Raw genomic sequence first — 22418 nt, 5'->3', positions numbered from 1 at the left:
CCCGTGAGCAAGGGCTTCAAACAACGACTTTCCTATCGACTGACTCGGGACACGGTACTGGTTGCCATGGCCCTCGGGCTGGTGCTGAATGTTGTCCAGATTACCCTGGATTACTTCAGCGCAAAGGAGTCGATGGAGAAGGAAATCCACGCGCTGATCGATATCAGCAACAGCCCCGCGTCCCAGATTGCCTACAATATTGATGTCCGATTGGCGGAAGAATTACTCGATGGTCTGCTTCGCCATCCCGCCACCATCGATGCAAGGATTACCGACAACGACGACGAGACCATGGCTGCAGCCAGCAAGAGCAGTCCGGTGTCGCCCTACCGATGGGTCAGTGATCTGCTGTTCGGCTCCGACCGGGTTTTCCGTCAGGAATTGCAGGTTCCACAGCTAGAGGATCTGCCACTCGGGCACCTGATCGTCACCATCGATACCTATCACTATGGTGCGCTGTTTCTTCAGAGGGCCGGCTACACGCTGCTCAGCGGGCTGCTGAAAAGCCTGATCCTGTCTGCGGCATTGCTGGCCATCTTCTACTTCGTGCTTACCCGCCCCATGCTCAACGTGATCAGCGCTCTCAGTCAGGTGCGGGCCAGCTCTCCCGAAAAGGTGAGGCTCCCGATACCGGCAAACCATCGGGAAGACGAGATCGGGACCATGGTTGGCATTATCAACCAACATCTCGAAACCATTGACTCGAGCCTTGCCCAGCTGCGGCAGGCTGAGAGTACCATGAAGAACTACTCCACCCAGCTTGAACAGGAAGTTGAGGATCGGACACGGGAAATCTCCGAGAAGAACGATGCCCTGCAACGCGGTAACCGCGCCCTGGTGAAAGCCAAGGAAGATGCGGTTCGCCGGGCACGGGCAAGGGCCAACTTCCTGGCCAGCATGAGCCACGAGATCCGCACCCCCCTCAATGGCGTTCTGGGCATGCTTGGCCTGGCCCTTGAGGGCGAACTGGACCCGGCACAACGCAACCGGATGGAAATCGCCCTGAACGCCGGCGAGAGCCTGCTTGGTCTGCTCAACGACATACTGGACATCTCGAAAGTCGAGGCCGGCAAACTCAGCCTGGAAAACATCCCGTTCAGTGTCCGGCATCTGATCGAGGAATGCGCAACACTCCACGCCCAGCAGGCACGCCGGAAACAAATTCACCTGGTGACCGAAATCGACCCTGATCTGCCCGAAAACTTCCTCGGCGATCCGACACGGGTACGCCAGGTACTCAACAACCTGCTGAGCAACGCCATCAAATTCACGGACGAAGGTAGCGTGAAGATTCGCGCGGCCTATTCCGGTGGCAGCCTGAGAATCGACGTGGTGGACACCGGGATTGGTATGTCCAACGAAGGCCTGCACCGGATATTCTCTCCGTTTTCCCAGGCTGACGTGGACACCACCCGGCTTTATGGCGGTACTGGCCTTGGCCTGACCCTCTGCCGTCAACTGGTGGAGCGCATGCATGGCCAGATCCTGGTTGACTCCCGGGAGGGCAGCGGAACTCACTTCACCGTTACCCTGCCATTACCGATACACGAGGTGTCCGGAGAGCAGCATCTGCCGCAGGTGGACAACCAGCTAAAAGACATTGGTATTGCCATGGCCATCCCCGCCGATAATCCGTATCGTTCGGCGATTGAGGCTCAGCTTCGGAAGTGGGGCATTCCGATCCGCGGAGCAAGCAGGCACCCGGACGGAATTCTGTTGGCGCTGGCCAGTGCCGAGGATGAAGAAACCCTGGAATTTGCCGCCGATTGGCAAGGCGCCGGCGTCATTCTTGCCGACTTCACCGGAACCCTGCCCCCCGGCAAGGGGCGTCATCAGCTACTGTCACTGCCTTTACGGCGAGACGAGCTCCTACGCTGCCTGGGCCGGGCCGCGGGCCTGATTCCCGCTGACGATCAGCTTGCCTCCGCCATTGAACCAATTGAGCGTAACGGTACGGAATCTTCTCTGTCGATCCTTCTGGTTGAGGACAACCAGGTGAACCAGCTGGTGGCGACCAGCCTGCTGAAAAAACTCGGTCACCGGGCAGACCCGGCCGAAAACGGCCTCAAAGCCATACAGGCACTTGAACAGAACCACTACGATCTGGTGCTTATGGATTGTCAGATGCCAGTCATGGATGGCTATGAGGCAACACAGAGGATTCGCCAGAACCCGGAATGGAAAGACCTGCCAATCATTGCGGTTACGGCCAATGTGATGCAGGGCGATCGCGAAGACTGCCTTGCCTCAGGTATGAACGACTATATAACCAAGCCGTACAAGCGAGACGAGCTCCGGTCAGTGATTGAGCGCTGGCGCCCCTCTGCCCCACCCGAGGGTTCAGGCCGTTAGCAGCTTTTCGATGTCGGCCCGGATATCTTCAGGTTTTGTGGTGGGCGGATAGCGGCGAACAACTTTGCCATCGGGCCCGACCAGAAATTTGGTAAAGTTCCACTTCACCTTCTCAGACCCCATAAGCCCCTTGGCTTCGCGCTTGAGAAAGCGGAATAGCGGATGTGCGCCATCGCCATTGACGTCAATCTTCGAGAACATGGGGAAATCGACACCGTAGTTCAGGCTGCAGAACTGGCTGATCGTATCCTCGTCGCCCGGATCCTGATTCAGAAACTGATTACAGGGAAAGCCCAGGACCTCAAATCCTTTATCGCCCAATTCCTTGTGAAGGGATTGTAAGCCCTCGAACTGGGGCGTAAAACCGCACTTGCTGGCAGTGTTCACAATCAGGAGCACTTTGCCCTGATACTCTGCCATGCTTTTCTCGTTACCCTTGATATCCCGGACCTTGAAATCATAGACCGTTTCGCCTGCCATAAGGTTCTCCATCTGATGGTTTGCACTCTTCTTCAACCATTGTTCACAACACAGCCCAAAAAACCATGGCAATGCAGGCTCTATGGGGATCATTTTTAAAAACCGGTTCAGGTTTGTGAGCTAAATCTGCCTTATCAGGACACAATTCATCATAATTCCCCTGTTGCCGCCGGCCCTCGCTCCGCTAGAATAAAGGCCTGTCGTGTTGGCAGATGCCATTTTTCGATCTCAAAAGAAGGACGTCCGGGTCTTATGCAGAACTACTACAAATCCGCCAAGCTGGATAACGTGTGTTATGAAATCCGTGGCGTAGTTCTGCGGGAAGCGCGTCGACTCGAAGAAGAGGGGCATCGGGTACTCAAGCTCAACATCGGCAACCCTGCCGCCTTCGAACTGGATGTCCCTGAGGAAATCCAGCAGGACGTCATCTACAACATGCACCTTGCCCAGGGCTATGTGGAATCGAAGGGGCTGTTCTCTGCCCGTAAGGCGGTTATGCACTACTGCCAGCAACGGGGCGTCGACAAAGTCGATATCGACGATATTTTCCTGGGTAATGGCGTCAGCGAGCTGATCGTGATGACCATGCAGGCCATGTTGAACACCGGTGACGAAGTGCTGATCCCGGCCCCGGACTACCCCCTGTGGACCGCTGCCGTTACGCTTTCCAGCGGCAAGCCTGTGCACTATCGCTGCGACGAACAGCAGGACTGGTTTCCGGATATCGATGATATCCGCAAGAAAATTACCCGGCGTACCCGTGCCATTGTGCTGATCAACCCAAATAATCCGACCGGGGCGGTGTATTCGAAGGAGCTCCTGGAGCAGGTCATCGAACTGGCCCGCAAGCACAACCTTATCATCCTGTCCGACGAGATCTACGACAAGATTCTTTATGACGGTACCCAGCATATTTCCACCGCCTCACTGGCCGACGACGTGCTTTTCTTCACCTATAACGGCCTGTCCAAGAACTACCGGGCAGCAGGTTACCGTTCCGGCTGGATGATTGTCAGTGGTGCCAAGCATCGGGCAAAGGATCTGATTGAGGGCATCGACATGCTCTCCAACATGCGGCTCTGTGCCAATGTTCCGGCCCAGTTGGCCATTCAGACAGCATTGGGGGGCTACCAGTCCATTAACGATCTGGTGGCACCAGAAGGGCGGCTGTATGAGCAGCGGGAAACCGCCTGGCGAATGCTCAACGACATTCCGGGGGTAAGCTGTGTCAAGCCTCAGGGCGCGTTGTACCTGTTCCCGAAACTGGACCCGAAGCACTTCCCCATCGTGAATGATGAAAAGCTGGTTCTGGACCTCCTGTTGCAGGAAAAAATCCTGCTGGTACAGGGTTCGGCCTTTAACATTGATGACAAGCAGCATCTGAGAGTGGTGTTCCTGCCACGGGAAGACACCCTGGAGGACGCCATGGGCCGGCTCGGGAATTTCCTTGGCCAATACCAGCAATAACGGGGAAAACCATGGCGGATATTCACGTCGAGGAATTCTACAAGGATGCGGCGATTGCTCTGGTGCAGCTATACGGCGCATTCCCGCGTCGGATAAACCTGTTTGTCGAGGATATTGCCGGTCCGGATGAGCCGGACGAGTTCGGCCTCCACAGCAAGCGGCATATGGCCTGCTTTGGTGCCCTGCTCTGGCTTTCGGAGGAAGGCCTGCTCAGATACATCGATACCATCCGTCAGGAAGCGCTGGACCAGGCTGTGCTGACCCGAGACGCATTTATCCGCTTGAGTTCTCCAGCGCCGCAGGCTTTGGCCAGGGAGTTCGGAGTTCCCGAGGAAGGTTCGGCCAGCTCCCTGCCTCCCTCAGTCAAAGAAGATCTTTCCACTCACATTCATCTGATCCGGACAGCGCTGCGCAGCGGCAACTCCGCCCGAATCAGCCAGATCATGCAGACAACCTTCTTCGCGGACCGCGGCAATTATTAAATCACCGTAAGCTCGTTGATTGATTGAACCGCGGCCGCATATAACGGTCTGAATGACGGCTTTATTTTCTGCGACGAACTGATCAGGGAACCAACATGCGTATTCTGCTGTTTCTGGCAACCAACCTTGCTGTAATCCTTGTCGCCAGTTTCACACTGCGACTGCTGGGCGTGGACAGCTACCTCGCCCAGAATGGTATTCAGTACGGCTCTTTGCTGGCTTTTGCTGCGGTCTTCGGATTCGCCGGCGCCATCGTGTCACTGCTGATATCCAAGCGAATGGCCAAGTGGAGCACCAAGGCCCGGGTCATTGATTCCCCGAGAACACCCGCCGAGCGCTGGCTGGTGGACACTGTGGCGGAGTTGGCCAAGAACGCCGGTATCGGCATGCCGGAGGTCGCTATTTTCCCGGCGTCCCAGTCCAATGCCTTCGCAACGGGCTGGAACAAGAACGATGCGCTGGTAGCCGTCAGCGAAGGACTTTTGCATCGCTTTAACAAGGATGAGATTCGGGCGGTCCTGGGCCACGAAATCGGCCATGTCGCCAATGGTGACATGGTGACGCTGGCGCTGATTCAGGGTGTGGTGAATACCTTCGTCATCTTCGCGTCCCGGGTGATTGGCTCGTTTGTCGACCGGGTGATTTTCAAGAACGAAAGCGGACATGGGCTCGGCTTTTTCGCGGTCAGCATCGTTGCCGAGATCGTTCTTGGTATTCTGGCCAGCACGATCGTGTTCTGGTTCTCCCGCCGCCGGGAATTCCGGGCGGATATTGCCGGTGCCCAGTTGGCGGGCCGCTCAGCCATGATCAGTGCGCTGGCGAGGCTGAAGCAGGAAAGCGAGGTGCCGGATCAGATGCCCGACAGCCTTCAGGCATTTGGCATTAACCGGGGGGCCAGAGGCGGCCTTAGCGCCCTGTTCATGACCCATCCGCCACTGGAAGACCGCATACAGGCGTTGCAGAGCGCCAGACTGTAAACAAAAAAGCCGGGGTCTTGTGACCCCGGCTTTCTTTTCGGAACGGGCTACGATCAGATTTTCAGTTTGAACCCGATAGCCCGGAAACTGTCCTGCAGGGATTTGCTGGTGCCCTTGAGCTGAATCTTGAGGCTTGAGCACTCCCGACGAACCGGGTAGTCCCGGCGCAGTCTGTCAAACGCCGCACCCCGCTCTTCAGGAGAGCCTGTCATGGCGTTGCGAAGCCTTGCATCGTCCCGGCGAGGGTCGTAACAGGCCCGCAGAGCAATGCGAATCGCATCTTCTTCGTCGGCAGAGCTGGTAAAGGAAATCTTGCTGAGGGCTGGCTCCGGTAGAAACTGGCCTGCTTTTTTGCGAACCGGCAAACCGAGAAACTGGCTTAGAGCCTGATAGATCATTTCCGTTCCCTGCACCTTGCCTTCCAGGCTATATCCAGCAATGTGCGGTGTCGCCAGCCAGACCCGGTCAACCAGCTCGGGACGAATCCTCGGTTCCTGCTCCCATACATCCAGGGCCACAGTGGGCGGGTTGGCCTGTTCAAGACGAGCCAGCAGCGCTGACGAGTCGATGACCTCTCCCCGACCAGCATTGATAAGAAGCTGGCCGGCACTCAAGGCCTCAAGTTCAGCGCCCCCGATCATATGCAGAGTGGGATGGTCCCCCTCACGGGTCAGCGGAGTATGCAGGGACACCACATCACACTTCATGGCTTCTTCAAGCGCCACAAACTCCTGATCACCCTCTTCCTTGTCTGCTCTGGGCGGATCGCAAAGACGCACATCGAATCCAAGGCGCTCCAGCTTGTGGGCCAGCTCACCACCAACGTTACCAACACCTACGATACCGACGCTGAGCTGGGACCAGTCTGAAAGTCCGCGCCGTTCAGCATGCAGTGACAGCACGGACAACACATACTCGGCAACACTGTTGGCGTTACAGCCCGGCGCCGCAGAGAAACGGATCTCCGCCTGTTCTAGCCAGTCGAGATCGACATGATCGGTACCGATGGTGGATGTGCCCACGAACCGGACCCGACTGCCCTCCAGAAGTTCTCTGTTGACTCTGGTGACGGAACGAACCAGCAATATATCGGCGTCCCGGACATCCGCGTTCGACATGGTACGACCGGACACCCGTCGAATCTCACCGATATCGCCAAAGAAGGAGTCCAGTAGGGGAATGTTTTCGTCTGCTACGATCAACATGATGATGTCCGGCCCTGTCAGTTCCTGCGCTGACGCTGATTGCGACCACCCTGGCCACGACCGCCTGAACCCTGGGGGCGTCGGCCACGCTTGCGGGTGATCGGCGGGTTGTCCATCGGCGCCATGAGCGCCTCATCGGGCACCGCGGTCTTCAGTTTCTGGCTGATGTAGGTTTCGATGGCCGGGAGTGCAAAAGAATCGTCCTCACCGGCAAAACTGATGGAAACCCCATGCTTGCCAGCCCTGCCGGTACGCCCGATGCGGTGCACATAATCCTCGGCATTATCCGGCAGATTGTAGTTGAAGACGTGGGTCACGCCGTTCACGTGAATGCCACGGCCGGCCACATCGGTGGCGACCAGCACCTGGATACTGCCCTTCTTGAACTGGTCCAGGGTTTTAAGGCGTTTGTTCTGGGCAATCTCGCCAGACATCAGAGCCACCTTGACTCCCTGGTTCCTCAAGTCTTCTTCCAGGTCGCGGCACTGATCCCGGCGGTTGGCAAATACCAGCGCCTTTTCCACTTCCGGCCGTTTCAGGAAATTAACCAGTACCGGAAGCTTCTCGTCGTCGCCCACCAGGTAAACAGTTTGCTCCACCCGTTCCGCCGTTTTCTGTTCCGGCTCGATTTCCACGAACTCTGCGTTGCTCGTCCACATGGAGGCGAGATTGAGAACATCCTGGTTGAAGGTGGCACTGAACAGCAGGGTCTGGCGCTCCTCCTTGGGGGTGCACTTGCGGATGATCCGCTTCACATCCGGAATGAAGCCCATGTCGAGCATGCGATCAGCTTCATCAAGAATCAGGATGTCGAGCTGGTCCAGAAACACGTCCTGGGATCCGAGAAAGTCGATAAGGCGCCCGGGAGTCGCAACGAGAATGTCGACAATCTCGTTCTGCAGCTGGTCCCGCTGCTTGTCATAGTTCATGCCGCCCACAACCGTCACCACATTATGGCCGGTGTGCTGGCACAACTGCTCTGCGTCCTTGGCGATCTGCATGGCCAGTTCCCGGGTGGGAGCCAGTGCAAGCACACGGGGCTCAGAGGCAAATCGGTCTTTCTCGGGAATCGGGGTCTCCAGTAGACTCTGGATTGCCGTAATCAGAAACGCAGCGGTTTTACCGGTGCCGGTCTGCGCCTGGCCAATCAGATCTTCGCAGGCCAGTGTCCAGGGCAGTGTTTCTGCCTGAATGGGTGTGCAGTATTCGAAACCAATGGCGGTGATGGCATCCAGCAAACGCTTGTCGAGGTTCAGATCGCTGAATCTCAGGTCGCCGGTGTGTTTTGGGTCAGATGTCATAAAGTCTCAGTATTCCTGGGATGTCCTGATTCAGAATATAACGGAGCGATACGCCGGGCATCTTCTTGCCAGCGCTCTTCAAGGGCTTCTCCGGTACCATAAAACGTTGCCAGCGCATCAAAAAATGTCTGGGCCCGGTGCGGCAACCCCCGCACCAGATACTCGCCTGCCTGGTCCCGAACGTTGTGCCGGAACCGCTGTTCATTGGCGGCGCCAACTCCGGAGAGGTTGTCCACGCTGATGTTGAATCGGGAACCTGCAGCCACCGAAAACAACCATTCAATGGCCTGTGGCTTGACCTCGACCTGCTCGAAAGCCTCTTGTTGTTGCAGTGTACGGCCATCCGGACAGTACCAGTAACCATAGTCGTGAAGTGTGCGCCGGTGCTCACCAGCAATACACCAGTGGCTTATTTCATGCAAAGCGCTGGCATAATAGCCGTGAGCAAAAATAACCTGAGCGAGACCTTCGGGCCCGCTGGCAGGCAAGTATTCAGGTTCGTCACTGCCTTTGACCAGAACTGTCCGGTATGCTTCCCGGAAAAGGTCATTAAACAGCATGATAAGATCATTTGGACTGTGATTCATTGGGTGGCTATTGTGCGACTTTACCGCCCCCAATACCAGAGGGAACTTTGACAGCCCCCTCGTGTCCATTGCTGGCGTGATCCGGCAGCGATTGCGCTGTAACAGTCCGACTTGAAAAGACTCTACTTGAAGAGACACTAACCGGGAAATCGTACAATCAATGATGGCTTTCGCTGCAGTATCAAAGATGAAACGCCAATGGGCGAGTTCGCTTAGCCTGTTACTCGCACTCACCCTCATGCTTTGGGCCTCTTCGTCTGCCTGGGCCCTTGGCAGCAATGGGAGCTCCCTGTTTGGCGGCCAGGGCAACGAGTTCCTGCCTGTGGATGAAGCACTGCCCTTCAGTTTCACCACCGACGCTGACGCTGTCGTTCTCTCCTGGGATATCACACCCGGGCACTATCTCTATAGAGAACGGGTCAGCATCACCGCCACCGATCCCGATGTCGGGATCGGAGAACCGGCCTTTTCGGCGCCGGGAACGGTGACGGAAGACGAGTTTTTCGGCAAAACCACGGTATTTTTCGACCCCGTTGAAGCCCGTGTCCCGGTCTCGCTTCCCGCCGGCGCCCGGGAAGCCCAACTGCAGGTAACCTATCAGGGCTGCGCCAAGGCGGGGCTGTGTTACCCGCCCCAGACCCGGGATGTGCTTTTCTATCAGGGTAGTGGCGGCTCTGGCTCGCAGACAGCCTCGGCAGCCGGTTTTTCAGGAGGTGGCAGCGTACCCGTCGACACCGAGACCGCCACCGGTCTTGCCGGTTTTCTCGCCCAGCAATCCACCCTTGTGATAGCGGGGGTGTTTCTGCTACTGGGGCTGGGATTGACCTTCACCCCCTGCGTTCTGCCCATGGTGCCGATTATTTCATCGCTGGTTTCCGGCAGGAACACCCGAACCACGGGGCATGCCCTTCTCTTGTCGGGCAGTTACGTTCTGGGCATGGCATTGACCTACGCTGCAGCCGGCGTGTTGACCGGTCTGCTCGGGGCCAGCTTCAACCTTCAGGCACAATTGCAATCACCCTGGGTTTTGAGCGTCTTTGCCCTGCTGTTCGTGGTCTTCGCGCTATCCATGTTCGATCTGTTCGAGATCCAGCTACCCCGTTTCATTCGCGAACCACTCAATGACGCCAGCCACAAGCTCACCGGAAGCCGGGTTTTCAGCATCTTTGGTATTGGCGCCCTGTCTGCCCTGATTGTATCGCCCTGCGTATCGGCGCCGCTGGCTGGCAGCCTGTTGTATATCTCCACCACCCAGGACGCCGTAATCGGCGGAGTCGCGCTTTTTGCACTTGGCCTCGGCATGGGCATTCCATTGATTCTGGTGGCTGTCGGAGGCCGCAAACTGCTGCCAACTACCGGCCACTGGATGACCGCAGTGAAACACTTCTATGGTGTGATGTTGCTGGCGGTGGCCATCTGGCTGGTTGAGCGCCTGGTCCCGGGGTGGCTGGCACTGACGCTGTGGGGCCTTCTTGTTGCCATCACCGGTGTTCAGTTGGGCGCCTTTGATGCCGCTAAAGCGGGTTGGGAGAGAACACGCAAAGGCCTTGGCCTGGTCCTTTTCGCCTACGGCCTGGCTTTGCTCGCAGGCGCTGTGGGCGGAGCCAATGACCCGTTAAAACCTCTGGCTCCCTTTACAGTAGCCTCGGCGTCGTCCGGTACCGTTGGCACCGGAGGTCTCCAGCACGCGGATTTTTTGCGCCTCGAACAGCCCACTGAAATCCGGGCGATGTTGCAGCAGGCCCGGGAACAGGGCCGGCCCGTTTTGTTGGATTTCTATGCCGACTGGTGCATTTCCTGCAAGGTCATGGAGCGCAACGTGTTCAGCAAGCCGGATGTAGTCCAGGCGCTTGCCCCCTACACCTTGTTGCAGATCGACATGACCGACAACACACCGGAACAACAGGCCATGCTGGACGAGCTTGGCCTCTTTGGCCCCCCGGCCATCCTGTTCTACGGCAGCAATGGAGAAGAGCTACCCCGGCGGCGGGTACTTGGCGAAATGGATCGGGAGGAATTCCTTGGTCACCTCCGGTCGCTGCGCCCGGAGGTTTAACGCTATGGGCAGCTATTGCCCACGGCGTATCAGATAGATAAACAGGTCATCGTCTTCAGTCTGGTTTATCAACTCGTGACCAAGGAACTGGCAGAACCTCGGTATGTCCCGGGTCGTGGAAGGATCAGTGGCCAATACTCGCAACACACCACCGGGTTGAACATCATTGATCCGGTTATGAAGCATCATCACCGGCTCCGGGCAGAAAAGGCCGCGGGCGTCCAGCTCCAGGTCGTATTCGGTTGCGCTCACACTTGGTCTCCTGTCATTGAACCTGATTTTTCGTAAAAACCTGCTAAATTATTGTTTATAACAGTTAAAACACTTGGAGGTTTGTCATGATCCGGGTTCTGATTGAACGCCATATTGCTGAAACCCTGGAAGCAGCTTACGAAGAACGTTCGCGTAAGGTTCTACAGCAGGCTGTGAGTGCGCCCGGATTTATTTCCGGCGAAACCCTGGCAGACAGCCATGACCCCAATCACCGGTTTACCCTGGCCAATTGGCGATCTGAAGCGGATTGGGACCGCTGGTTTCACTCCGATGAACGCCGCGAGCTCATGCTGGAGCTTATTCCCATGATGGACGAAGAAGAACACATAACCGTTCTGGAGCAAAGCGCCTTCTAGCCAGTCCGCTCAATGAAACAGGTGATCTCTTCCCTGTCATGATACAAGTGGCGGGCCTTGAGACGAAAGCCGATGCCCGCCGCACTCAGGCCATTGACGAGAATGTCCCGACAGATCAACCACTCGTCGTACCGCTTTTTCATCGGCAACTTGAGATTGAATACCGTGTAACGACAAAGGCCCTCAGCAAGCCAGGTAACAGCCAGCTTTGCGGTTTTCCTGGGCTGATCCACAATATCGCAAACCATCCAGTCGATACCCCGTTTGGGGCGCCAGCCATAGCCATCCGCTTCCACATGCTCCACCTGCCCCGACGCCATCAGCTCGGCGTTCATGGGGCCGTTATCAACGGCGGTTACCATCATGCCCTGGCGCACAAGCTGCCAGGTCCAGCCACCTGGGGCGGCCCCCAGATCCGCGGCCTTCTTGCCACCACCAAGGTAGTCAAGCTCTTGTTCCGGCGGCAGAAACACTTTCCAGGCTTCTTCAAGCTTGAGGGCAGACCGACTGGGCGCTGATGCCGGCAGCCGCAATCGAGGAATGCCACCCACATACCGGGCCCGGTTATCTGCAAGGCTGTACCCCACAACCACCGAAACAAAATCCGGCAGGAAAACCTCCAGCCGGGCCGGGGCCGAAGCATTCTGGTCGGCCTTAAGCAGACCAGCTCCACGCAGGCCACGGGATAGCGGCGATACCCACTTGCGGGCAAAGTTTCCAAGGTCGCCATCGGCATTATTTTCCGACAACCGAACCTCAAGCCGCGCACATCCGGGATAACCTCGCCCGAGCCCCCGGAGCCCCTCTATCACAGCACCAACCCGGTCGGTTTCGGGCAAGCTGAATTCCCCCAACACGACGATCCAGTCACGGACGAACACCAGCTCATCAAGCATCAGCCGGAACATCACATCATCCGCGGTTTCGGGGGCGGCCGGGTAAAAACGCACCAACCCCTGATCTTTAACCGGCTCGAAATAGCCGAAAATCCCCCTTTCCGCCGCTGAGTCAGTCACTTCACGGCCGGCTTCGGTTTCAAATCCGGGCCGGCAAAACACTAGAATCTGTTCCATGCATTTCCCGAAACAGGGTTGGAGACCAACCCGTAAAAGTTGAATCTGTTTAACAGCGCAGATTGTCCTCTCTGGCTACACTTCCCGCTCTGATAACCGCGGGAAGCCATGAATGACGTCCGTTTTGCGCTTGATTGCCATTCTCAGCCTTTTGCTGGTCCCTGCCCTGGCGTTGCCAGACGAAGGATCCGTCCCGTCCGGCTGTCCCACACTCGAGGCAACCGATCCTGCCGCCCGCGCTTCCCTGATGCAATATGTTTGCTATTACAGCGCCCCGCCGGGCGCGCCCGGCCATACGGCGACAGATCCGGAACAGCTTCCGGAGGATCTGGAGTGGACGCCGGCAAACGGGCGGGACCTGGTGTTCAGCCATACCAAATCCGTTTACTGGGCCCATCTGCATGTCAGAAACTCCGGGACTGAACGTGCCGGCTGGTACCTGAAAGTCAACTACCCCCTGCTGGACGAAGTTACATTCTGGCAAACCGGGGATGATACTACAGAGACACTGGTTACCGGTGATCAGCGTCCTTTTGCATCCCGGGCGGTAGACTACCGGTACTTTCTGCTACCCGTCACACTGGATGGCGGCGAGACCCGGTCTTTAACGATCCGGATCCATAGCAATGGCGCGCTGAACGTGCCGCTCAGTTTTGAAACTGCGGCAGAAGTGATTGCCCGCAGCAATCACCTGACACTGACTCATGGGCTTTTCTATGGAGCCCTGCTGGTATTCGCGGTCTTCAACCTGCTGCTCTTCTTCAGCTCCGGAACCGGTTATTACTTCTATAATGCGTTCTACCTTGCGGCGCTGGGGCTCTTTTTGTTCGCCATGGGCGGATTCGCCAACCAGTACTTCTGGCCAGACAATGCCAGCTTTGCCAATACGTCCATTCCTCTGTCTTTGTCACTTTGCGCCTTAGCCATGATACTTTTTGGCCGGTCGTTCCTGGAAGTGGGCCGGGGAACCATCTCGGAGACCGTGCTCAAAGGTCAGGCCTGGTTCTGCATCGGGTTCCTGGCGCTGACACTGATCCTGCCCTACAACAAGACCATTCTGCTCAACACGGTTCTGGCGATGACGGTTATTTCGAGCCTGTTCATTATTGCGGCCGTCCGGTGGAGGCAGGGCTATCAACCAGCCATCTGGTACCTGCTGGCGTGGCTGATCATGCTCGTTGGCGGCCTGATATATGCTCTTGCGGCCTTCGGCTACCTCACCGACTTCCTGGCGCGGGAAGCACTGATGCAATCGGCGGTGGGTGGTCAGGTGATCCTGCTGAACTATGCCATGGTGCAGCGATGGCGCCTGCTCAACCAGAAACTTCTGGATGTGGAACACAGTGCAAGGACAGAGCTCGAATTCAAAGTGCACGAGCGCACTGCACAGCTCAGAAACACCATGAGGGAACTGGAAAAGGCCAACCGGAAGTTATCGACGATGAGTCTGAACGACGCCCTCACAGGCCTGCATAACAGAAGGCACCTGAATAACATTTTCCCCGAGCTGTGCGCCGAAGCCCGTCGAACCTCCCAACCACTGACTCTGGCTCTGGTAGACGCCGACCATTTCAAGAACATTAACGACACCTGGGGCCACGGTTTCGGGGACACCTGTCTTCAGTTCATCGCCGAAATGCTTACCCGACATGTAAAGCGCCCGAGGGATGTAGCTATCCGCTTCGGCGGTGAAGAGTTTGCGCTGCTGCTACCGGGAACCGATGCCTCAGGCGCCCTGAACGTCTGTACGGCACTGCTTGAGGATATCGCCAGTACCCCGCTTTTGTCGCCGGATGGTACCGAGGTAAGAATGACTCTGAGCGCCGGCATCGCATCACTCAACCCCGGCGAGACTCAGAACCAGCTGTTCGAGAGAGCAGATGAAGCGCTGTACCGCGCGAAAAGCAAAGGCCGCAACCGCGCTCAGCTATCTGAAGCTATTGAAGTGGAGTAAAGATCACGCTTGAAGCCGCTCATCCACGAAGATCCGGGTTTCCCGGGCAGCCGAGGAGATCAGTTCACTTTGTGCCTGTGCCTGGCTTTTCAGCGTCTGTAAATCGTGATTGCCACCTTCCAGCCAGCGCAAGTTGATGCCGTCCAGCTCCCTTTCACGGCCGGTCATTTCGGCCGGCTTGCCAAACGGGTCTCTTGTTCCCTGTAGCACCAGCATCGGGCAGTTCAGATCGGGGAAGTGTGCGGTTCGCCAACGGTCCATTTTCCCCGGCGGATGGAACGGATAACCAAAACAGACGACCCCATCAATGCCATCCCGACGGCTGGCCAGTATGCTCGCCATGCGGCCGCCCATGGACTTGCCTCCGACCAGGATCATGCTTTCGCTCCCAAGCTCTGCGCGAATCTGGTCAATTACCCCGGAAAAATACTCCAGCAATACCGGCTCCCGGTCGGGCGGACGTTTCTTTCCATCCAGGCGTCGTTTCTGCATGTAGGGGAACTCAAAACGAACCGTTCCAATACCCTCACGCTCAAGCGCCACAGACAGCTCTTCCATGAACGGCGAGTCGGCCGGCGCACCCGCACCGTGCGCCAGAATCAGTACGACTTCCGAATGACTTTCACAGCCTTTGGTCTTAATCAACTCCACGGAATTCACCTCATCCAATTAAGCGACTATCATTGCACTCAGGCAACACACATTCCCTGCGCTGAAACAACTCCAAGAACGGCACTGAAAAGGAAGCCATGTTGCTGATTTCGGCGCATTTGACGGATGTCAGGAGTTGACCTGAGTCATTGCAAACAGCTAATCGTTTCTCCATACTTGCGCCCGCATATTTCCCCACTTTAAACCCATTGGTAAGGCTATGAGCACAGTAAATGCAAACCTGACATACAACTACAAGGTGGTGAGACAATTCGCCATCATGACAGTGGTATGGGGTATTGTAGGTATGGCGCTGGGTGTGCTGATTGCAGCACAGCTGGTCTGGCCGTCCCTCAACCTCGACCTGCCCTTTACCCACTTCGGCCGCCTCAGGCCGCTGCATACCAACGCCGTTATTTTCGGCTTTGGTGGAAGTGCCCTGTTCGCTACCTCCTACTACGTGGTGCAGCGCACCTGTCAGGCCCGTCTGATTTCCGATAGCCTGGCGTCGTTCACCTTCTGGGGCTGGCAAGCGATCATTGTCTCGGCAGCTATTACCCTGCCGCTCGGCCTTACCTCTTCAAAGGAATATGCCGAACTGGAGTGGCCTATCGATATCGCCATTGCCATCGTCTGGGTGACGTATGCTCTGGTGTTCTTCGGAACCGTCATGAAACGGGCTACCCCACATATCTATGTGGCTAACTGGTTCTACGGTGCCTTTATCATTACCGTTGCCTGCCTGCACATTGGTAACAACATGGCGCTGCCCGCCAGTGCTTTCAAGTCCTACTCCGCCTACGCGGGCGTCACTGACGCCATGATGCAATGGTGGTACGGCCACAACGCGGTAGGCTTCTTCCTCACCGCCGGCTTCCTGGGCATGATGTACTATTTCGTTCCCAAGCAGGCCAACCGTCCCGTTTACTCCTATCGTCTGTCGATCGTCCACTTCTGGGCGCTGATCGCAACCTACGTATGGGCCGGCGGCCACCACCTGCACTACTCTGCCCTGCCGGACTGGGCGCAGACCGCAGGCATGGTCATGTCCCTGATTCTGCTTGCACCGTCCTGGGGCGGCATGATCAACGGCATGATGACCCTCTCGGGCGCATGGCATAAGCTGCGCACTGACCCGATTCTGCGCTTCCTGGTGGTTTCCCTGTCCTTCTACGGCATGTCCACCTTCGAAGGTCCGATGATGTCCATCAAGACTGTGAACGCGCTTTCCCACAACACTGACTGGACCATCGGCCACGTTCACTCCGGCGCCCTTGGCTGGGTTGCCATGATCAGTATCGGCGCGGTTTACCACCTGATTCCCAAGCTGTGGGGCGTCCAGGCCATGTTCAGCACCGCCCTGATCAACGCGCATTTCTGGCTCGCGACGGTCGGCACCGTGCTGTACATCGTTGCCATGTGGGTAAACGGCATCATGCAAGGCCTGATGTGGCGTGCGGTCAACCAGGACGGCACCCTGACCTACAGCTTTGTTGAAGCACTGGAGGCCTCCTACCCGGGCTACTTTGTCCGCTTCCTTGGTGGCGTAATCTTCCTGTCCGGCATGCTCATCATGGCTTACAACGTGTACATGACTGTTCGCCAGAAAGATGCGGTTGCGCAGGACAACGCGGCAACACAGCCGGCGTAACGGGAGAGAGATCAGATGAAACACGAAATAGTTGAAAAGAACCTTGGTCTGATGATCGTACTGATTGTCCTGACCATCAGCGGTGGTTTTCTTGCCGAGGTAGTGCCCCTGTTCTTCCTGAAAGAAACCAATGAGCCGGTTGAGGGCCTCGAACCCCTGTCGGCACTTGAGCTGGAAGGCCGGGACATCTACATCCGTGAAGGCTGCCATGTGTGCCATACCCAGCAGATCCGCCCGTTTCGGGCGGAGACCGAGCGGTATGGTCACTACTCCGTTGCGGGCGAGTTCGTGTACGACCGTCCGTTCCTGTGGGGTTCCAAGCGCACCGGCCCGGATCTGGCCCGCGTAGGTGGTCGTTATTCTGATGCCTGGCAGCGCCAGCATCTTTATGATCCGCGCAGCGTTGTACCCGAGTCGAACATGCCGGCCTTCCCGTGGCTGTTCGAAGACCGGGTAGATCACACCAAGACCGCCGCGAAGATGGAGACCCTCCAGACGCTGGGCGTGCCCTATACCGATGAGCAGATTGCAGAGGCTTCTGCCCAGGTAGAAGGCAAATTCGAAATCGAGGCTCTGGTCGCTTACCTGCAACAGCTGGGTACAGTGATTTCAGACAAACGGTGAACCCATGGATATTAATGAGTTACGCGGCATTCACACACTTCTGGTAATGGCGGTTTTCCTTGGAATCGTCTGGTGGGCCTACAGCGCCCACCGCAAGAAGGCCAACGACGAGGCAGCTCACCTGCCCTTCGACGATGACGACGTGGAAAAGCGTACGCTCGAACAGGAAAAAACGGAGAAAAAAGAATGAGTACCTTTTGGAGCATCTGGATCAGTGTGATCGTGCTCGGTACCGTTTTCGGCTGCTGGTGGCTGCTTTGGGCAACCCGCAAGAGCCAGACGACCGATACCGAAACCGACCGCACCATGGGCCATTCCTTTGATGGCATTGAGGAATACGATAATCCACTGCCCAAGTGGTGGTTCTATCTGTTCCTGGCTACCTGTATTTTCGCACTCGGCTATCTGGCGCTGTACCCGGGTCTTGGCAACTGGAAAGGTCTCCTTGGCTGGACCGCGGTCAACCAGTGGGAAGCCGAAGTTGCTGAAGCCGAAGAGAAATACGGTGAGATTTACGCCCAGTACGGCCAGACTCCGGTTCCCGAGCTGGCCGAGAACGACGACGCGATGAAAATCGGTCAGCGTCTGTTTGCCAACAACTGTGCGGTCTGCCACGGCTCCGCTGCTCGTGGCCAGGTTGGCTTCCCCAACCTGACTGACGACGACTGGCTCTGGGGCGGAACGCCTGAAGCAATCCTGGAAACCCTGCACAATGGTCGTATGGGTAACATGCCCGCCAAAGGCACCATGCCCGGCATGACCAACGAGCAGGTAGACCAGGTTGTGAACTATGTTCTTAGCTTCAGTGGTCGGGAAAAAGACGCTGAAGCTGCCAAGGCAGGCGAACAGGTCTTCGCACAGGCTTGTGTGGCTTGTCACGGCCCTGAGGGTAAAGGTATGCAGGCTATGGGCGCGCCCAACCTGACCGACAATACCTGGCTCTATGGATCAACCTACGAGTGGATCAAGGAGACCGTCATGAACGGTCGCCAGAACCAGATGCCTGCCCAGGATCGTCTGCTTTCCGACGATCAGATTCAGATTCTCGCGGCTTACGTCTATAGCCTCTCGAACTGAGTCAGCCGGCCGGGGGCAATCCCCGGCCCGGTCTTTTCAACCCTGTGTCTGCACTGCGGGCACAGGCTTGAAAAGATCAGCAGCCTAAAAGCCTGTTGCCCCGCATCACCATTTTTCTGGAGGTAACGATGAGCAGTGAGATTCCGGTCAAACAGGTTGACCCATCCTCTGACCCCTCCGACAACAACAATAAATCCGGAACCGTCGAGCTATACGCCAGCCGCAAAAAGATTTACGTCAAGGAAGTCAAAGGCTTCTTTCAGCGCATTCGTAATGTCAGCCTGACACTGCTGATGGGCATGTACTTTGCCTTTGTCTGGTTCACCCTGGACGGACAGCCACTGATTCATTTTGACCTGCCTGCCCGTGAGTTTCATTTGTACGGGGCCACCTTTTACCCGAAAGATTTCATCCTGCTCTCGGGAATGCTGATTATTTGTGCCTTTGGCCTGTTCTTCATTACCACGCTATTTGGCCGGGTCTGGTGTGGCTACACCTGCCCCCAGACTGTCTGGACCTTCATTTTCATGTGGGTTGAAGAGCGCATCGAAGGCAGCCGGAACAAGCGGATGAAGCTGGACAAAGCTCCCAGCTCGGCAAACAAGATCGCCAAGAAGTCCGCCAAGCATGGGGTCTGGCTCCTGATCGCCCTGGCTACCGGCCTCACCTTTGTCGGCTACTTCTACCCGATCCGGGAACTGATCGCAGACCTGTTCACCTTGCAGGCCAATGGCTGGGCCTATTTCTGGGTTGCCTTCTTTACCGTTGCCACCTATCTCAACGCGGGATGGATGCGCGAGCAGGTTTGTCTGTATATGTGCCCCTATGCCCGCTTCCAGTCGGTCATGTTTGATCCCAACACCCGTGTGGTCTCCTACGATCCCAACCGGGGCGAGCCACGGGGTGGCCGTAAAAAAGGCGTGGATCCGGCGGAGGCCGGGCTGGGCGACTGCATCGACTGCGGCCAGTGTGTCCAGGTATGTCCAACGGGCATTGATATCAGGGACGGGCTTCAGTACGAATGTATTGGCTGCGCACTGTGTATTGATGCCTGTGACGAGATCATGGACAAGATGAATTACCCAAGGGGGCTCATCCGTTACACCACAGAGAATGAACTGGAAGGCAAGACCTCGAAGCTCCTGCGGCCACGAACCTTTGGCTATGGAGCGGTCCTCTCGTTGATGATTGCGGCGATCATCTTCACAATCGCCACGCGAGTACCGGCCCAGATGGACGCCCTTCGGGATCGCGGCGCCCTATACAGCTTCAATGGCGAAGGGCGAATTGAGAACTCCTACACGCTGAAAATTGCCAATATGACAGAGGTTCCCCAGACCTTCACTGTAGCAGTGACCGGCCTGGAGGGGATCCGGATCCTGACTGATACCTCGGTAACCGTTGAAAGTGGTGAAAACCGCTCACTGCCGACCGTTGTCGACGTGCCTCCGGAATCCATTACTGAATCCAACAACGAGATCCTGTTCAGAGCACAGTCCGAGACAGATTCTTCGCTGAGCCTTGAAACTGAAAGCCGATTTGTCGGTCCAACGCGCTGATTTCCGATCGCGCGGACCTGACCGTTTATACGAGACACTGAGTTATGACAACTGAAACACCCGTAGCACCCTGGTACCGCCAGCCCTGGTTCTGGTTCCTGCTGATATTTCCGGGCGCATCCATCATTTACTGCGCCATCGCAATCACCATCGCTATCAACACTGAAAATGCGATGGTTACCGACGACTGGTCCAAGGAAGGACGGGGTATCAATATGTCCATCGCCCGCGACCAGAAAGCGGTGGACCTGGGAATGGAAGCCCAGATCGATTTCCAGAACCGGAACATCACCGTGGACCTGAATACCGTTGACGGTCCGGCAGATTTCCCCTATCTGATTCTCAATCTGTTCCATCCAACGCTGTCCGACAAGGACCGTACGATCCAGTTCCAGCAGGTTGCCCCAGGACGCTTTGCCGGCAAGCTCCACAACGACATCGACGGCCGCTGGTACTATGACCTCCGCGGCCCGGCCAACGAATGGCGTCTCAAGGGCGAAGCCTGGTTACCCTCTGAAAGCGGCATAACGGTCAAGGCCGGGGAGTCTGCCCAAGGTTGACCAGCCTGGATTGTTTCCACTGCGGTGAACCGGCAGACGGTGAGCCGCCCATTACCCTTGAGCTCGATGGCACAACTCGTCACTTCTGCTGTCAGGGCTGCAAGGCGGTTTGCCAGACCATCCATAGTGAGGGCCTGACCGGTTTTTACGATTTTCGGACCAAACCGGCGGTCACACCGAAGCAACTGACGACCGCCGAAGTGAATCGCCTGAGAGAACTTGACCATCCCCTGGTTCAGGAAACCTTTGTTGTCCCGGTTAAAGGCGCGCAGGAAGCTCAGTTGCTGATCGGTGGTATCACCTGTGCGGCCTGTATCTGGCTGCTTGAAAACCACATGAAGCAACAGCCGGGTGTCGTGTCCTTTTCGGTGAATCACACCACACAACGTGCCCGCCTGGTCTGGTCCCAGGATCAGGCGCCTTTGAGCGACCTTCTGATTGCCATCCACGAGCTTGGCTACACCGCCCGCCCCTATCAGGCAGACGAGGCGGAACAGGCCCTCAAGGCCGAGCACCGGTCCATGCTTATCAGGGTCGCCATCGCAGGCATAGGCTCCTTCCAGAGCATGATGCTGGCATTTCCCCTGTACTTCGAGCTGGTCAACGATCTGTCACCGGAATTTGTCAGCTTTTTCCGCTGGTTCAGCCTGCTGGTGGCCACCCCTGTGGTTGTCTATAGTGCCGCCCCCTTTTTCCGTAACGCCCGCCGGGATATCCAGAGCCGACACTTGACCATGGATGTGCCGGTTGCCATTGCAATCGGGCTGGCCTACCTCGCCAGTGCCTGGGTAACCCTGTTTGGCGGCGAAGAAGTCTACTTCGAGTCTGTGTGCATGTTTACCTTCTTCCTGCTGCTGGGTCGTTATATCGAAGTGCAGGCCCGCTACCGCGCGGGGCTGACCGGTAACGCCCTCGCAGGGTTCCAGCCCACCGTTGCCACATTAGTGAACGGTGAGGATACGGACATTGTTCCGGCCCATCAGATCCGACCCGGCGATATCGTTCGGGTTCGCCCCGGTGAGACTCTGCCGGTAGATGGAGAGATCGTGCGGGGAGAGTCCACCCTGAACGAGGCCGCATTGACGGGCGAGTATCTGCCAGAAACCCGCCACCCCGGGGACACCGTTCATGCCGGCAGTGTAAACGGCGAGAACCCGCTCGACGTCCGGGTGGTGAAAGCAGGCGCACAAACCCGGCTTTCAGGCATTCTCCGGGTGTTGGACCGGGTGCAGTCAGAAAAGCCCCAGGTCGCGATGATGGCCGACCGGATGGCAGGGAAATTTGTCGGACGGGTGCTCATACTGGCACCGATGGTCTGGATAGGCTGGAGGCTGGCCGGCGCCGACAATGCCTTCGACATCACCCTGTCGGTACTGGTGGTAACCTGCCCCTGCGCTCTGTCGCTGGCAACCCCGACCGCCATCACATCGGCGACAGTCAGGCTTCGCCGCCTTGGGTTCCTGCCTACCCGGGGCCATACTCTGGAATCGATGAACACCATTGATACCGTGGTGTTCGACAAAACCGGAACATTAACCCGCGGAGAACTCAGTCTCACTGGTACCAATGTTGTCGGCAGTATGGATGAAGAGACCTGCCTGAAGCTTGCAGCCGGCCTCGAGAAGTATTCCGAGCATCCGATTGCCAAAGTATTTCATCGGCGAACCACTGCTGCTGTTGAACATGTGGAAAATCATGTGGGCGGGGGACTTTCGGGGCAGTTTGGGGGCATG

At 57.0% G+C, this 22418-nt stretch carries 21 protein-coding genes; 14 read left to right on the top strand and 7 right to left on the bottom strand.

Features of this window, described 5'->3' with window-relative positions; all coding sequences use genetic code 11:
• Positions 1-3 precede the first annotated feature (3 nt).
• Positions 4-2352, top strand: a complete 2349-nt coding sequence (locus A8B84_RS02485; protein ID WP_064230188.1) for an ATP-binding protein — start codon at positions 4-6, stop codon at positions 2350-2352.
• Here the strand turns inward: A8B84_RS02485 and A8B84_RS02480 are convergent.
• Positions 2341-2832, bottom strand: coding sequence for a glutathione peroxidase (locus tag A8B84_RS02480; protein WP_064230189.1), 492 nt, complete (start codon positions 2830-2832; stop codon positions 2341-2343). The two genes, A8B84_RS02485 and A8B84_RS02480, sit on opposite strands and share 12 nt — an antisense overlap.
• Positions 2833-3084: 252 nt before the next feature.
• Between A8B84_RS02480 and A8B84_RS02475 the strand changes: the two genes are divergently transcribed.
• The 3 genes from A8B84_RS02475 to htpX all read left to right on the top strand — a co-directional run bounded on the left by A8B84_RS02475 (position 3085) and on the right by htpX (position 5758).
• A complete protein-coding gene (locus A8B84_RS02475) occupies positions 3085-4299 on the top strand; it encodes a pyridoxal phosphate-dependent aminotransferase (RefSeq protein ID WP_064230190.1) in 1215 nt (404 codons plus the stop codon).
• Positions 4300-4310: 11 nt separating this feature from the next.
• On the top strand, positions 4311-4781 hold the full coding sequence (locus A8B84_RS02470) for a hypothetical protein (RefSeq protein WP_064230191.1): 471 nt from the start codon (positions 4311-4313) through the stop codon (positions 4779-4781).
• 95 nt (positions 4782-4876) lie between these two features.
• The gene (gene htpX / locus A8B84_RS02465) at positions 4877-5758 is read left to right on the top strand and encodes a protease HtpX (RefSeq protein ID WP_064230192.1); all 882 of its coding nucleotides are present in this window, start codon (positions 4877-4879) and stop codon (positions 5756-5758) included.
• A 53-nt stretch (positions 5759-5811) separates the two neighbouring features.
• Here the strand turns inward: htpX and pdxB are convergent, their stop codons facing one another.
• Genes pdxB through A8B84_RS02450 form a run of 3 tightly spaced genes read right to left on the bottom strand, consistent with a single transcriptional unit; the run spans position 5812 to position 8851 of the window.
• Entirely contained in the window at positions 5812-6963 is a 1152-nt protein-coding gene (pdxB, locus tag A8B84_RS02460; RefSeq protein ID WP_064230193.1) for a 4-phosphoerythronate dehydrogenase PdxB, read from the bottom strand.
• A 17-nt stretch (positions 6964-6980) separates the two neighbouring features.
• Positions 6981-8264, bottom strand: a complete 1284-nt coding sequence (locus tag A8B84_RS02455; RefSeq protein ID WP_064230194.1) for a DEAD/DEAH box helicase — start codon at positions 8262-8264, stop codon at positions 6981-6983.
• Entirely contained in the window at positions 8261-8851 is a 591-nt protein-coding gene (locus A8B84_RS02450; protein ID WP_064230195.1) for an elongation factor P hydroxylase, read from the bottom strand. The genes A8B84_RS02455 and A8B84_RS02450 overlap by 4 nt, the downstream gene beginning before the upstream one ends.
• 160 nt (positions 8852-9011) lie before the next feature.
• Here A8B84_RS02450 and dsbD point away from each other — a divergent pair, with 160 nt between their 5' ends.
• Positions 9012-10907 carry a protein-disulfide reductase DsbD gene (gene dsbD, locus A8B84_RS02445; RefSeq protein WP_064230196.1) on the top strand — a complete coding sequence of 632 codons (1896 nt, stop codon included), beginning with the start codon at positions 9012-9014 and terminating at the stop codon, positions 10905-10907.
• A gap of 12 nt (positions 10908-10919) precedes the next feature.
• Here dsbD and tusA read toward each other — a convergent pair whose 3' ends face one another.
• Positions 10920-11159, bottom strand: a complete 240-nt coding sequence (gene tusA / locus A8B84_RS02440; RefSeq protein ID WP_064230197.1) for a sulfurtransferase TusA — start codon at positions 11157-11159, stop codon at positions 10920-10922.
• A gap of 86 nt (positions 11160-11245) precedes the next feature.
• On the opposite strand from tusA, the gene A8B84_RS02435 reads away from it, so the two are divergent.
• The gene (locus A8B84_RS02435) at positions 11246-11536 is read left to right on the top strand and encodes an antibiotic biosynthesis monooxygenase family protein (protein WP_008174741.1); all 291 of its coding nucleotides are present in this window, start codon (positions 11246-11248) and stop codon (positions 11534-11536) included.
• Here the strand turns inward: A8B84_RS02435 and rlmM are convergent.
• Positions 11533-12609 (bottom strand): 23S rRNA (cytidine(2498)-2'-O)-methyltransferase RlmM, encoded by a 1077-nt coding sequence (gene rlmM / locus A8B84_RS02430; RefSeq protein ID WP_064230198.1) that lies wholly within the window; start codon positions 12607-12609, stop codon positions 11533-11535. The two genes, A8B84_RS02435 and rlmM, sit on opposite strands and share 4 nt — an antisense overlap.
• A 112-nt stretch (positions 12610-12721) precedes the next feature.
• Between rlmM and A8B84_RS02425 the strand changes: the two genes are divergently transcribed.
• Positions 12722-14563, top strand: coding sequence for a diguanylate cyclase (locus tag A8B84_RS02425; protein ID WP_064230199.1), 1842 nt, complete (start codon positions 12722-12724; stop codon positions 14561-14563).
• A gap of 3 nt (positions 14564-14566) precedes the next feature.
• On the opposite strand, the gene A8B84_RS02420 is transcribed toward A8B84_RS02425, so the two are convergent.
• On the bottom strand, positions 14567-15214 hold the full coding sequence (locus A8B84_RS02420) for an alpha/beta family hydrolase (protein WP_064230209.1): 648 nt from the start codon (positions 15212-15214) through the stop codon (positions 14567-14569).
• A 220-nt stretch (positions 15215-15434) separates the two neighbouring features.
• On the opposite strand from A8B84_RS02420, the gene ccoN reads away from it, so the two are divergent.
• From ccoN to A8B84_RS02385, 7 genes are all read left to right on the top strand, one after another.
• Positions 15435-16865 carry a cytochrome-c oxidase, cbb3-type subunit I gene (gene ccoN, locus A8B84_RS02415; RefSeq protein WP_064230200.1) on the top strand — a complete coding sequence of 477 codons (1431 nt, stop codon included), beginning with the start codon at positions 15435-15437 and terminating at the stop codon, positions 16863-16865.
• 15 nt (positions 16866-16880) lie between these two features.
• Positions 16881-17489 carry a cytochrome-c oxidase, cbb3-type subunit II gene (gene ccoO / locus A8B84_RS02410; protein ID WP_064230201.1) on the top strand — a complete coding sequence of 203 codons (609 nt, stop codon included), beginning with the start codon at positions 16881-16883 and terminating at the stop codon, positions 17487-17489.
• A 4-nt stretch (positions 17490-17493) separates the two neighbouring features.
• Positions 17494-17679: a CcoQ/FixQ family Cbb3-type cytochrome c oxidase assembly chaperone gene (locus A8B84_RS02405; protein WP_064230202.1), complete on the top strand. Its 186-nt coding sequence runs from the start codon at positions 17494-17496 to the stop codon at positions 17677-17679.
• The gene (gene ccoP, locus A8B84_RS02400; RefSeq protein WP_064230203.1) at positions 17676-18566 is read left to right on the top strand and encodes a cytochrome-c oxidase, cbb3-type subunit III; all 891 of its coding nucleotides are present in this window, start codon (positions 17676-17678) and stop codon (positions 18564-18566) included. Before A8B84_RS02405 ends, ccoP begins: the two co-directional genes overlap by 4 nt.
• A gap of 128 nt (positions 18567-18694) precedes the next feature.
• Positions 18695-20125 carry a cytochrome c oxidase accessory protein CcoG gene (ccoG, locus tag A8B84_RS02395; protein WP_064230204.1) on the top strand — a complete coding sequence of 477 codons (1431 nt, stop codon included), beginning with the start codon at positions 18695-18697 and terminating at the stop codon, positions 20123-20125.
• A gap of 44 nt (positions 20126-20169) precedes the next feature.
• On the top strand, positions 20170-20685 hold the full coding sequence (locus A8B84_RS02390) for a FixH family protein (protein ID WP_064230205.1): 516 nt from the start codon (positions 20170-20172) through the stop codon (positions 20683-20685).
• Positions 20682-22418: heavy metal translocating P-type ATPase (locus A8B84_RS02385; RefSeq protein WP_064232329.1), on the top strand; the 1737-nt coding region annotated here is incomplete at its 3' end. The genes A8B84_RS02390 and A8B84_RS02385, both read left to right, overlap by 4 nt.

It is taken from the genome of Marinobacter sp. EhC06 (assembly GCF_001650915.1).
Classification (GTDB): domain Bacteria; phylum Pseudomonadota; class Gammaproteobacteria; order Pseudomonadales; family Oleiphilaceae; genus Marinobacter.
This window is presented reverse-complemented; position numbering and strand designations above follow the sequence as displayed.

What these genes read in the sequence shown, in the direction of transcription:
- dsbD (WP_064230196.1), top strand. Translation starts at nt 9,012, where the DNA reads ATGATGGCTTTCGCTGCAGTATCAAAGATGAAACGCCAATGGGCGAGT.
- pdxB (WP_064230193.1), bottom strand. Translation starts at nt 6,963, where the DNA reads ATGTTGATCGTAGCAGACGAAAACATTCCCCTACTGGACTCCTTCTTT.
- htpX (WP_064230192.1), top strand. Translation starts at nt 4,877, where the DNA reads ATGCGTATTCTGCTGTTTCTGGCAACCAACCTTGCTGTAATCCTTGTC.
- A8B84_RS02455 (WP_064230194.1), bottom strand. Translation starts at nt 8,264, where the DNA reads ATGACATCTGACCCAAAACACACCGGCGACCTGAGATTCAGCGATCTG.
- A8B84_RS02480 (WP_064230189.1), bottom strand. Translation starts at nt 2,832, where the DNA reads ATGGCAGGCGAAACGGTCTATGATTTCAAGGTCCGGGATATCAAGGGT.
- ccoO (WP_064230201.1), top strand. Translation starts at nt 16,881, where the DNA reads ATGAAACACGAAATAGTTGAAAAGAACCTTGGTCTGATGATCGTACTG.
- A8B84_RS02435 (WP_008174741.1), top strand. Translation starts at nt 11,246, where the DNA reads ATGATCCGGGTTCTGATTGAACGCCATATTGCTGAAACCCTGGAAGCA.
- A8B84_RS02405 (WP_064230202.1), top strand. Translation starts at nt 17,494, where the DNA reads ATGGATATTAATGAGTTACGCGGCATTCACACACTTCTGGTAATGGCG.
- A8B84_RS02425 (WP_064230199.1), top strand. Translation starts at nt 12,722, where the DNA reads ATGACGTCCGTTTTGCGCTTGATTGCCATTCTCAGCCTTTTGCTGGTC.
- ccoG (WP_064230204.1), top strand. Translation starts at nt 18,695, where the DNA reads ATGAGCAGTGAGATTCCGGTCAAACAGGTTGACCCATCCTCTGACCCC.
- ccoP (WP_064230203.1), top strand. Translation starts at nt 17,676, where the DNA reads ATGAGTACCTTTTGGAGCATCTGGATCAGTGTGATCGTGCTCGGTACC.
- A8B84_RS02475 (WP_064230190.1), top strand. Translation starts at nt 3,085, where the DNA reads ATGCAGAACTACTACAAATCCGCCAAGCTGGATAACGTGTGTTATGAA.
- A8B84_RS02470 (WP_064230191.1), top strand. Translation starts at nt 4,311, where the DNA reads ATGGCGGATATTCACGTCGAGGAATTCTACAAGGATGCGGCGATTGCT.
- A8B84_RS02450 (WP_064230195.1), bottom strand. Translation starts at nt 8,851, where the DNA reads ATGAATCACAGTCCAAATGATCTTATCATGCTGTTTAATGACCTTTTC.
- A8B84_RS02390 (WP_064230205.1), top strand. Translation starts at nt 20,170, where the DNA reads ATGACAACTGAAACACCCGTAGCACCCTGGTACCGCCAGCCCTGGTTC.
- ccoN (WP_064230200.1), top strand. Translation starts at nt 15,435, where the DNA reads ATGAGCACAGTAAATGCAAACCTGACATACAACTACAAGGTGGTGAGA.
- rlmM (WP_064230198.1), bottom strand. Translation starts at nt 12,609, where the DNA reads ATGGAACAGATTCTAGTGTTTTGCCGGCCCGGATTTGAAACCGAAGCC.